Annotated in this window: 3 protein-coding genes; 1 reads left to right on the top strand and 2 read right to left on the bottom strand. The window is 59.9% G+C overall.

Annotated elements, in window-relative coordinates; genetic code table 11:
- Positions 1-27: 27 nt before the first annotated feature.
- Positions 28-1,266: an alpha-hydroxy acid oxidase gene (locus HMPREF2894_RS08020; protein WP_049340534.1), complete on the top strand. Its 1,239-nt coding sequence runs from the start codon at positions 28-30 to the stop codon at positions 1,264-1,266.
- Positions 1,267-1,389: 123 nt separating this feature from the next.
- On the opposite strand, the gene HMPREF2894_RS08025 is transcribed toward HMPREF2894_RS08020, so the two are convergent.
- Both HMPREF2894_RS08025 and HMPREF2894_RS08030 read right to left on the bottom strand, forming a co-directional pair.
- Entirely contained in the window at positions 1,390-2,142 is a 753-nt protein-coding gene (locus HMPREF2894_RS08025) for a hypothetical protein (RefSeq protein ID WP_049350543.1), read from the bottom strand.
- 276 nt (positions 2,143-2,418) lie between these two features.
- The coding region (locus HMPREF2894_RS08030; RefSeq protein WP_070678714.1) for a preprotein translocase subunit SecD at positions 2,419-2,947 on the bottom strand (529 nt) is incomplete at its 5' end.

The following is a 2,947-nucleotide window of genomic DNA, read 5'->3' on the forward strand; positions in this document are numbered from 1 at the left end:
CCCCCCCCCCCAAGAGAAAGGCCTCCCATGGTGCAACGTCAGCTCCCCAAGCCCAGCGAACTACTTGAATTTATGCAATTCAAGAAGCCCAGCCTCGACTTTGCAGGCAACCGCCTACAGAGCGCACTGACCATCTACGATTTGCGCCGCATCGCAAAGCGCCGCACACCAGCCGCCGCTTTCGACTACACGGACGGCGCCGCGGAAGGTGAACTGTCAATGACCCGCGCCCGCCAGGCCTTCGAGGATGTCGAGTTCCACCCGGGTATCCTGACGGATGTTTCCACCGTAGACACCACCACGAAGGTACTGGGTGGCACCTCCGCTCTACCCTTCGGTATCGCCCCCACGGGCTTTACACGCCTCATGCAGACCGAAGGCGAGATTGCCGGATCCGGCGCGGCGGGGGCAGCGGGCATCCCCTTCACCCTCTCAACCCTGGGTACAACCAGCATTGAGGATGTGCGCCGAGTCAACCCAAATGGCCGCCTGTGGTTCCAGCTGTACGTGATGCGTCAGCGTGAGATTTCCTACGGCTTGGTCGAGCGCGCCGCAAAGGCTGGCTACGATACGCTCTTCTTCACTGTAGATACGCCCATTGCGGGGGCGCGCCTGCGCGATAAGCGCAACGGCTTTTCCATTCCGCCCCAGCTTTCGCTGAAGACAGTGGCGAACGCGATTCCGCGCCCGTGGTGGTGGTATGACTTCCTCACCACGCCCAAATTGGAGTTCGCTTCACTCTCCTCGACAGGCGGCACGGTGGGCGAATTGCTGGACGCTGCCATGGATCCGTCCATCAATTACGAGGATCTTAAGGAAATCCGTGAGTTGTGGCCCGGCAAGATTGTCATTAAGGGCGTGCAAAACGTGGAGGATTCCAAGAAGCTGGCTGATTTAGGCGTGGACGGCATCCTACTGTCGAACCACGGCGGCCGCCAGTTGGACCGCGCTCCGGTTCCCTTCCACCTGCTCCCGGAAGTGGTTCGCGAGGTCGGCAAGGACACCGAAGTTATGGTGGATACCGGCATTATGAACGGCGCGGATGTGGTGGCCTCGCTGGCCTTGGGCGCCAAGTTCACGCTGATTGGCCGCGCCTACCTATACGGACTCATGGCGGGTGGCCGCCGCGGTGTGGATCGCACGATTGAGATCCTCTCGGAAGAGGTGCGCCGCACAATGCGCCTGCTACAGGTCAGTTGCGTTGAGGAACTCGAACCCAAGCATGTGACGCAATTGCGCCGCCTGCAACCCATTCCGAAGATTTAAACCTCTCCATCCCCGAGTGAGAAATAATTAAAGACGCCCCGCACGCATCACGTATAGATGCGCGCGGGGCGTTGGTATCCCTAGTGTGGTGGGCTGTTCTGCCCAGTGGGCAGGAGCTAGTTTTTACTTGGCGCCTGCAACCTCGGAGAGGTCACCAATCTTGGTGGGCTTGACCGGGGTCTTAGCGGTGCCGCTGAAGCCGTCGATACGGCCGGGTGCCTTCGGGGTTTCGATGGTGGAGACGTCAGTCGCCTGCTCAAAGGTCTTGGTGTTCAGCACGGATGCGGTGCCATCTGCATTGACAACGGTGTAGAGGTTGTCCTTGGGATTGGTCTTGATCCAGGAGCCGTCCTCTTTCACGACGATGGTTGTACCGTTGGAGTCCATGCTGGTCCACACACCGTTATTCTGGATGCTGATGATAGCGCCGTCCTTGGATTCGAATGCAGCGAGTTCATCGGTGTAGTAGACGGTGCCATCGCTGGTCTGCACCTTCTTCACGCCGGACTGCTCCTTGAGCTGCTCCAGGGCTTTCTTGCTGGCGGTGTAGCCTGCGGAGGCTGCCTGATCGGCGGATTCCTGGCCCTTCTTGAGTGCTTCGGTTGCTTCGCTGGGCAGACCGCTGGGGGCGCTGATGGTGCCCTGGGTGGTCTTGGTTTCTGCCTTGGTGGTTTCAGCTGCTGCGGAGGCGGTGCTCTTGCTGGTTGCTGCTGCGGAGGTGCTTGCGGGTGCCGAGGCAGTTGCGGAAGCGGTTGCAGAAGCGGACGCGCTTGCCGATGCGGAGGAGTTGGAGTTGGCGCCGGAGTTGCCGCCGCAGGCTGCGAGGCCGAGGGCACCGGCAATGGTCAGGGACAGAACAGCAATTGACTTCTTCACTGAATTTCTCTTTTCTGTATGCGCCGCTCTGCGGCGGCGCAGTGCATGGTGTGGTTGACCTGTACTCCAGTATGCCCGGAGTACGCCTCCATGCTAGCACCGTGACCTGAAAGCTCCCTGAGATGTTGCGGTGCTTCCCTTCCCCCGCTTTTCATGGGTCTTCTCAGCTCGGATCGAAGACGCAAAACACCCCGCACGCATCACAGTCGGATACGCACGGGGTGCTGGTGTCCCTGTTCTGTCGGGCTATTCGGCCAAGGGGGCAGGAGCTCGTTTTTACTTGAGGCCTGTAATCTCAGAAAAGTCAGCAACCTTGGTGGGCTTGGCCGGGGTCTTAGCGGTGCCGCGGAAACCGTCGATGGGGCCAGGGGCCTTCGGGATATCGATGGTGGAGAGGTCGGTCGCCTGCTCTAAGGTCTTAGTGTTCAGGACGGCAGCGGCGCCGTCTGCCCTAACGGCGGTGTAGAGGCTGTCCTCGGGGTTGGTTTTGATCCAGGAGCCGTCCTCGTCCACGACGATGGTTCCACCGTTGGAGTCAAAGCTACTCCACGCACCGGTATTTTTGATGATGACAATAGCGCCGTCCTTGGATTCGAATGTAGCGACTTCATCGTTGTAGTAGACGGTGCCGTCGCTGGTCTGTGCCTTCTTGACGCTGGAATCTTCCTTGAACTCGTTCAGGGATTCCTTGCTGGCGCGGTACAGTGCGGAGGTTGCCTGCTGGTTGGATTCCTCGCTCTTCTTAAGTGCTTCGCTTGCTTCGCTGGGCAGAGCGCTGGGGGCGCTGATGGTGCCCTGGGTGGTC

The organism is Rothia sp. HMSC066G02 (assembly GCF_001813145.1).
In the GTDB taxonomy this organism is placed as follows: Bacteria; Actinomycetota; Actinomycetes; order Actinomycetales; family Micrococcaceae; genus Rothia.

Excerpts from the sequence above, each read along its gene's own strand:
- HMPREF2894_RS08020 (WP_049340534.1), top strand. The coding sequence starts at position 28 with ATGGTGCAACGTCAGCTCCCCAAGCCCAGCGAACTACTTGAATTTATG.